This is a genomic window from Tropicimonas isoalkanivorans (assembly GCF_900112335.1).
Classification (GTDB): Bacteria; Pseudomonadota; Alphaproteobacteria; order Rhodobacterales; family Rhodobacteraceae; genus Tropicimonas; species Tropicimonas isoalkanivorans.
In genome coordinates, this window is the sequence record NZ_FOLG01000005.1 from 228,739 (window position 1) to 236,002 (window position 7,264).

General features: G+C 64.1%; 7 protein-coding genes. 3 read left to right on the forward strand and 4 right to left on the reverse strand.

Going from position 1 to position 7,264, the window contains the following annotated elements:
* Nucleotides 1-130 precede the first annotated feature (130 nt).
* From BM075_RS11405 to BM075_RS11415, 3 genes are read left to right on the forward strand one after another with little or no spacing between them, the layout of a single operon-like run.
* A complete protein-coding gene (locus tag BM075_RS11405; protein ID WP_093360798.1) occupies nt 131-1,558 on the forward strand; it encodes a circularly permuted type 2 ATP-grasp protein in 1,428 nt (475 codons plus the stop codon).
* Between the two features lie 4 nt (nt 1,559-1,562).
* Nucleotides 1,563-2,504, forward strand: coding sequence for an alpha-E domain-containing protein (locus BM075_RS11410; protein WP_093360799.1), 942 nt, complete (start codon nt 1,563-1,565; stop codon nt 2,502-2,504).
* 3 nt (nt 2,505-2,507) lie between these two features.
* On the forward strand, nt 2,508-3,311 hold the full coding sequence (locus tag BM075_RS11415; RefSeq protein ID WP_093360800.1) for a transglutaminase family protein: 804 nt from the start codon (nt 2,508-2,510) through the stop codon (nt 3,309-3,311).
* Nucleotides 3,312-3,507: 196 nt separating this feature from the next.
* Here BM075_RS11415 and BM075_RS11420 read toward each other — a convergent pair whose 3' ends face one another.
* The 4 genes from BM075_RS11420 to BM075_RS11435 all read right to left on the reverse strand — a co-directional run.
* A complete protein-coding gene (locus BM075_RS11420) occupies nt 3,508-5,127 on the reverse strand; it encodes an ABC transporter ATP-binding protein (RefSeq protein WP_093360801.1) in 1,620 nt (539 codons plus the stop codon).
* Entirely contained in the window at nt 5,124-5,945 is an 822-nt protein-coding gene (locus BM075_RS11425; protein WP_093360802.1) for an ABC transporter permease, read from the reverse strand. The genes BM075_RS11420 and BM075_RS11425 overlap by 4 nt, the downstream gene beginning before the upstream one ends.
* Complete coding sequence (locus BM075_RS11430; protein ID WP_093360803.1) at nt 5,942-6,889, reverse strand: ABC transporter permease; 948 nt, start codon at nt 6,887-6,889, stop codon at nt 5,942-5,944. Before BM075_RS11430 ends, BM075_RS11425 begins: the two co-directional genes overlap by 4 nt.
* A 110-nt stretch (nt 6,890-6,999) precedes the next feature.
* Nucleotides 7,000-7,264, reverse strand: a 265-nt coding sequence (locus BM075_RS11435; protein WP_177208316.1) for a transposase, incomplete at its 5' end; no start/stop codon positions are given.

Here is a 7,264-nt window from a genome sequence, read left to right on the forward strand (position 1 = left end):
TTGAGCGCCCGACCAAGAATGCGTCAACTCCTCGGTTTCATGGAAAAAAATCGTCCGTAAAACAAATGTTAACGGTCCCAACTCCAATACGCCAGTTGCAGCCCGCATCAGCGCCCGCCAAGGTACTTTCATGAGCGAGACCAGCAAGTTCTTCGATGAATTGCAGGCGTCGTCGGGGGATGCCCGGGCGCCGTATAAAAAATATCATGAGTGGTTCCAGGGCGAAGACATTGCCCGATTGCGTCGAAAGTCGGCAGAGGCCGAGAACTTCTTCCGGCGGACGGGAATCACCTTCAATGTCTACGGACAGGAGGAGGCGGACGAGCGCCTCATTCCCTTCGATATCGTCCCGCGTATCATCTCCGGGCGGGAGTGGGCGCGCCTGACCAAAGGGATCGATCAACGGGTCCGGGCGATCAACGCGTTCCTCCATGATATCTACCACCGTCAGGAGATCCTTCGCGCCGGCCGCGTCCCGGTGGAACTGATCGCCAATAACGATGCCTTCCTGCCGCAGATGATTGGCGTTTCGCCGCCCGGCAACGTTTACACCCATATCGTCGGCACGGACCTCGTGCGCACAGGGGAAGATCAGTTCTACGTGTTGGAGGACAATGCCCGCACACCCTCCGGCGTCTCCTACATGCTGGAGAACCGCGAGACGATGCTGCAGATGTTCCCCGAACTCTTCAGCCGCATCCCCGTCTGCCCGGTTCAGGACTATCCTACCCGCCTTTCCCGGTCCCTCGCCGCCTGCGCGCCGCCCGCGTGCTCCGGACGGCCCGTGATCGCGGTGCTGACGCCCGGCATCCACAACTCGGCCTACTTCGAGCACTCGTTCCTAGCAGATAACATGGGCGCGGAACTGGTGGACGGCAGCGACCTGCGCGTCGTCGACGGCCGTATCGCCATGCGCACGACCGAAGGATTCAAGGCGATCGACGTGATTTATCGCCGGGTGGACGACGACTTCCTCGACCCGCTGAACTTCCGCCCGGAGTCGATGCTCGGCGTGCCAGGCATCCTCGACGTCTACCGCTCCGGCGGCATCACAATCGCCAATGCGCCTGGCACGGGCATCGCCGACGATAAGGCGATCTATTCCTACATGCCGGACATCGTGGAATTCTACACCGGCGAAAAGGCAATCCTGCAGAACGTGCCCACGTGGCGCTGCTCCGACGCCGAAAGCCTCGCCTACGTGCTCGACCACCTGAGCGAACTTGTGGTGAAGGAGGTGCATGGGTCGGGCGGCTACGGGATGCTGGTGGGGCCAGCCGCCTCGAAAAAAGAACTGGAGGCCTTCCGGGCGAAGCTGGAGGCCAAGCCCGCCAACTACATCGCCCAGCCCACGCTGGCCCTCTCGACGGTGCCGATCCTGACCAAGGCTGGCCTCGCGCCACGCCACGTGGACCTCCGCCCCTTCGCGTTGGTCTCCCCAGAAGGGATCGACCTAACGCCCGGCGGGCTGACCAGGGTGGCGCTGAAGCAAGGTTCGCTGGTGGTGAATTCCAGCCAGGGCGGCGGCACCAAGGACACCTGGGTGCTGGAGGAATAACGCAATGCTCGGAAAGTCCGCCGGTGGCCTCTACTGGATGTACCGCTACCTCGAACGGAGCGAGAATGTCTCGCGCCTGATCGAGGCCGGGTTCCGCAATGCGCTGACCCGCCCCGCAAGCTCCGCCGACGAATGGTCAAGCATTCTCGACGCAGCAGGCGCGCGGCAGACCTATCTGGAACGCTACCCCGCCTTTGAACAGCCGCGCGTGATCGACTTCCTGCTGCGCGACAAGTCCAATCCCTCGAGCGTGCTCTCGGTGATCGACTCCGCCCGCAATAACGCCCGCCTGGTGCGGACGGCGCTTTCCCGCGAAGTGTGGGAGGCGATGAACGACTGCTGGATGCAGGTGAAAACGGCGCTCTCCCGGCAAGTGAGCGACCGCGATCTGCCAGCCGTGCTGAGCATGATCCGCCAGCAGAACGCGCAGGTGCGCGGCGCCACCCACGGCACCATGCTGCGCAACGACGTGTTCAACTTCGCCCGTCTCGGCACCTTTCTGGAACGCGCCGACAGCACCGCGCGGATCCTCGACGTCAAGTATTACGTCCTGCTCCCGTCGATCAGTCACATCGGCTCCGTGCTCGACAACGTCCAGTGGGAGAACATTCTGCGCGCGGTTGGCGGGCACAGCTCCTATCGCTGGCTGAACGGCCCCGACGTGACCGCTCGCGGCATCGCCGAGTTCCTGATCCTCGACAGCCGGATGCCGCGCTCGCTCGCCTTCTGCGCAGCCAAGGTCAACGCAAACCTGTCGTATCTCGAACGGGAATATGACACCCGCCATGCCTGCCACGAGCAGGTCGAGGCCCTGCTCGGCCGCCTCGCGACCACCACCATCAACGATATCTTCGACGGCGGCCTGCATGAGTTCATCCTGAACTTCCTGGGAGATTCCGCCAGGCTGGGCGCTACCATCGAAACCGACTACCGCTTCTATGGGTGAGTGATGCGCCTGACCATTCAGCACCGGACGACCTACACCTACACCCGGCCTGTCACCTTCGCGTTGCAGCAACTCCGCCTCACGCCGAAACAGGGGATCGGGCAAAGGGTGCTGACGTGGCAAACCCTCGTGGAGGGCGGCCAGAAGGAACTCGAATACGACGACCACAATCGAAACCACGTCATGCTCGTGTCCTATGGCGGCGAGGGTCACAAGATCGTGGTGATCTGTCAGGGCACCGTCGAGACCTCCGACAACAATGGCGTCGTCGGCCACCAGGCGGGCTTCGCGCCGCTGTGGTACTTCCGGCGCCAGACGCCGCTCACCAAGCAGGGCATGGGGATCCGGTCGCTGGTGAAGGGGCTGTCTGCCGAAGTGGAGGATCCGATCGCCCGCTGCCACGCGCTGTCCGCCCGCGTTCTGGAGGCGATCGACTACAAGACCGGCCACACAGACGCGCGCACCACCGCCGAGGAAGCCCTCGCGCAAGGTGCCGGTGTCTGCCAGGATCACGCCCACGTCTTTATAGCCGCGGCCCGCCAACTGGGTTTCCCGGCACGGTACGTTTCCGGATACCTGCTGTTGGAGGGGCAACAATCGCAAGAGGCCGCCCACGCCTGGGCCGAGGTCTACTTCGACTCCCTCGGGTGGGTCGGCTTCGACGTACCCAACTCCATCTGCCCGGACGATCGCTACGTCCGTGTCGCCACGGGCCTCGACTACTCCGAGGCCGCGCCTATCTCCGGGCTGCACACTGGCGAGCCAGAGGGGGAGGCGATCGACGTTGACATACAGGTCCAGCAATAGCGCAGTTGGGCCTGTCTGACCCGTCCCATGTCCCACGGAGCCAGCTGCAGGCTCCTCCGCAACGCACCCGCCGGGGATGGGCGCGACAACGTTCGCACGGAAGAATCGGTCGACGCTCTCTGCGCCACCCGCGCAGAAAGCTCATCCGCACGAAATAGCGGGCCGTCGCTCCTTGCCACGCTGTCTGCTTCTTGTGTCAGAAAATATCCCGGGGGGCTCCGGGGGGCTGGCCCCCCGGTTCCGCACTCGCTGCATGAGACGCCGGCAGAACCGGGGCCGCCGCGAGAAGCGCTTTCGTGTAGGCATGCGATGGCGCCGCAAAGACCGCCTCCGTCGCTCCCGCCTCCACGATCCGGCCGGCCCGCATAACCAGCACCCGATCCGTAATCGCCCGCACAACTGTCAGATCGTGCGAGATGAACAGGTAGGTCAGCCCGTAACGCGCCTGCAGATCGGCCAGCAGATCGAGGATTTGAGCCCGGATCGAGACATCGAGCGCGGAGACCGCCTCGTCCAGCACGATCAACTCCGGCCGCGTCACCAAGGCCCGCGCGATGGCGATCCTCTGCCGTTGGCCGCCGGAGAATTCGTGCGGATACCGCTGACGCACCTCCCCATCAAGCCCGACGCTCTCCAGTGCCTCGACGATCCGTGCTTCCATATCCGCCGGTCGCCCGGTCAGGTGGAACGGCTCCGCCAGCAACCGGGACACCCGATGTCTGGGGTTGAAGCTGCCGTAAGGGTCTTGAAAGACGACCTGCATCCGGCGCCGGAGCGACGCGGGCATATCGGGCGAGACAGGCGCACCGTCAAGCCGGATCTCCCCGCCCTGAAGCGCCTCCAATCCAAGGATCGCGCGCGTGAGCGTGGATTTCCCGCAGCCGGACTCCCCCACGAGCCCGAGGCTTTCGCCCCGCATCAGCCTGAAACTCACTCCGTCCACCGCGCGCACCTGCGGCCGGGGCCCGAAGAGCCGTCGCCGTTTCAGCGGATAGTCCCGGACCGCCTCGCGCACATCGAGGAGCGTATCGCCCCCGGCGTGCATGCGTCGGTCCGGCCGGTGGCGCGATGCCTCCAAAAGTGCACGGGTGTAGGGATGACGCATGGCGCGAAGCACGTCCCGCGTCTCTCCATGCTCCACGATCTCCCCCCGCCGCATCACCGCGACCCGGTCGACCATTTGCGCCACCACCGCCAGGTCATGCGTGATGAAAAGGCACCCCATGCCCTCCTCGCGGACCAGTTCCACGATAAGGTCGAGGATCTGGGCCTGCGTCGTGACGTCCAGCGCCGTCGTCGGCTCGTCTGCGATCAACAGCTTCGGACGGAGTGCAATCGCCAGCGCGATGCAGACGCGCTGCCGTTGACCGCCCGACAGTTCATGCGGATACCGGTCAAGCGGGAAGCGCTCAGGGCCCAACCCGACACGGGTCAGCCGTTGCCGCGCAATCTTGCCTGCTTCGCTTCGGCTCGCCGCGCCGTGCACCAGCAGGGTCTCGGCCACCTGATCGCCGATCGTCTGCACGGGGTTCAGGGCCGTCATCGGCTCCTGAAAGATCATGCCGACCTCGGCACCGCGCACAGCGCACATCTGCCGCTCCGAAAGCATCGCAAGATCGCGCCCGTCCAGCATGATCCGCCCCGAAAGCGCGGCCTCCAGCGGCAGAAGCCGCATCACTGACAACGCCGTCATGGACTTCCCGGACCCGCTCTCGCCCACCAATCCTAGGATCTGGCCTGCCTCGATGCCGAAGGACACGTCGCGCAGGATGGGCGTACCGCCGATATCGAGGGATACGTCTTCGAGCGAAATCACCGCACCGCCCTCCTGAGGCGCGGATCGAGCAGGTCGCGCAGACCGTCGCCCATCAGGTTCAGGCCGAGCACCGTCATAACGATGCAAAGCCCCGGAAGTATTGCCAGCCGCGGATCGGAGTAGAAGAACGTCTGGGCATCGGCCAGCATCCGCCCCCAGGACGGCGTCGGCGGCTGCGCGCCCAGGCCGACGTAAGACAGCCCCGCCTCGGCGAGAATCCCCATGGAGAACTGGATCGTCCCCTGTACCACCAGAAGGTTGGCAATGTTGGGAAGAATGTGCTCCGCCGAGATAAGGGCCGGTCCCTTGCCGGCAACGCGGGCGGCGAGGATGAACTCGCGCTGCCAGATGGAGAGCGCCGCCCCTCGGGCGACCCGGGCGAAGACGGGAACATTGAAGATCCCGATCGCAAGAATCGCATTCACGGCCGATGGCCCGAAAACGGCCGTGATGAGGATCGCGATGACCAGCGAGGGGAAAGCGAAGATCAAGTCATTGGCCCGCATGATGACCTCGTCGAGCAGCGAGCCTCTTCGTGCGGCGGCGGCAAGGCCCAACGGAACGCCGAGGATGATTCCGATCCCCACGGCAACGAGAGCCACGGCGATAGAGGTCCGCGCACCGGCCATCAGCATCGACGTCATGTCGCGGCCCAAGTGATCGGTGCCGAGCCAATGGCCATTGCCAGGGGCTTGAAGCTTGGCCGCGATGTCGAGTTCGGTCACTGGAAATGGCGTCCAGACCAGCGACAGACAGGCCACGACCAGGAACGCGCCGAACAGGACCGACCCGGCCACAAGTTGTACCGGCAGTTTCATCGCCCGTGCCTCAGCCGCGGATCAACCGCGGCATAGGCAAGATCAACGAGGAACGTGACGAGGATCACGGCGAAGACCAGCAGCATGACCACGGATTCGACCACCACGAGGTCGCGCTGCGTGATGCCCTGAAAAATAAGCAGCCCCAGCCCGGGCAGAAAGAAGACCTTCTCGATAATGATCGCGCCAGCCAAAAGAAACGAAAACTGCAGCCCGATGATCGTGAGCACCGGGATCATCGCGTTCCGCAACCCGTGATTTCGCAATGCCTCTCCCTCCGAGAGCCCTTTGGCGCGTGCCGTGCGAATATAATCCTGCCCCAAGGTCTCGATCAGCGCCGACCGCATGACCCGCGCCAGGATCGAGGCTTGCGGAAGTGCAAGCGCGACCGCCGGCAGCGTGAGCGCCTTGATCGCCTGCCATGCCCCGGCATCCCACCCGGGAAAACCGCCCGCCGGAAACACCGGCCAGGTAATGGCCAGCAACACCACCAGCAACATCGCGAACCAGAAATTCGGAACGGCGATACCGAGTTGCGTCGCGCCGATAATCCCGTAGTCGACCGCCCGCCCGCGCCGCGCGGCCGCCAGCATCCCGACCGGCAATGCGATAAGGGTCGACACCGTCAACGCGTAAATCGCCAGAGGCACGGACACCCAAAGTCGTTGAGCCACGAGGTCCGCGACAGGCACCCGGTACGTATAGGAGGTTCCGAAATCCCCCCGAAGCATCCCGCTAGCCCAGGATAGGTAGCGCTCTGGCAAGCTTCCATTCAGCCCGAGCGCGTCGCGCAACGCATCCACCGCCTCCGGCGAGGCGTTGAGCCCGAGCATGTACGCGGCTGGATCGCCCGGGATCACCTCGACCACGAGAAAGATCACAAGGCTTGCCGCCACAAGGGACAAGGTGAGTGAAATCAGGCGCGTGACAGCATAGTGAACCATGGCCCGGACCCTAAGCGTTTCGACCATACAATCAAATGGTTCGCGAAACGGACGGTAGTGCCCCGAGAGATGGTGTAAGAGCGCCGACCTTCGGAGAGGTCCAAGGCTGATCAGGTCGCCACGGCGGACAGCCTAACGGTTGTAGTGTCGGTGACACGCGCCAGGCTTTCAAGAGACATGTATCTCCGTGCAACCGTCCATTCGTCATTGGTCTCGAGCATCAGCGCGCCGACGAGACGGACGATGGCCTCGTCGTTCGGGAAGATGCCGATGACGTCGGACCTGCGCTTGATCTCCCGGTTCACCCGCTCCAGTGGGTTCGTCGACGCGATCTGGGCCCAATGCTCACGCGGAAAATCCATGTAGGCGAGGACG

Coding starts and splice junctions, on each gene's coding strand:
- BM075_RS11405 (WP_093360798.1), top strand. CDS start 131: ATGAGCGAGACCAGCAAGTTCTTCGATGAATTGCAGGCGTCGTCGGGG.
- BM075_RS11410 (WP_093360799.1), top strand. CDS start 1,563: ATGCTCGGAAAGTCCGCCGGTGGCCTCTACTGGATGTACCGCTACCTC.
- BM075_RS11415 (WP_093360800.1), top strand. CDS start 2,508: ATGCGCCTGACCATTCAGCACCGGACGACCTACACCTACACCCGGCCT.
- BM075_RS11425 (WP_093360802.1), bottom strand. CDS start 5,945: ATGAAACTGCCGGTACAACTTGTGGCCGGGTCGGTCCTGTTCGGCGCG.
- BM075_RS11430 (WP_093360803.1), bottom strand. CDS start 6,889: ATGGTTCACTATGCTGTCACGCGCCTGATTTCACTCACCTTGTCCCTT.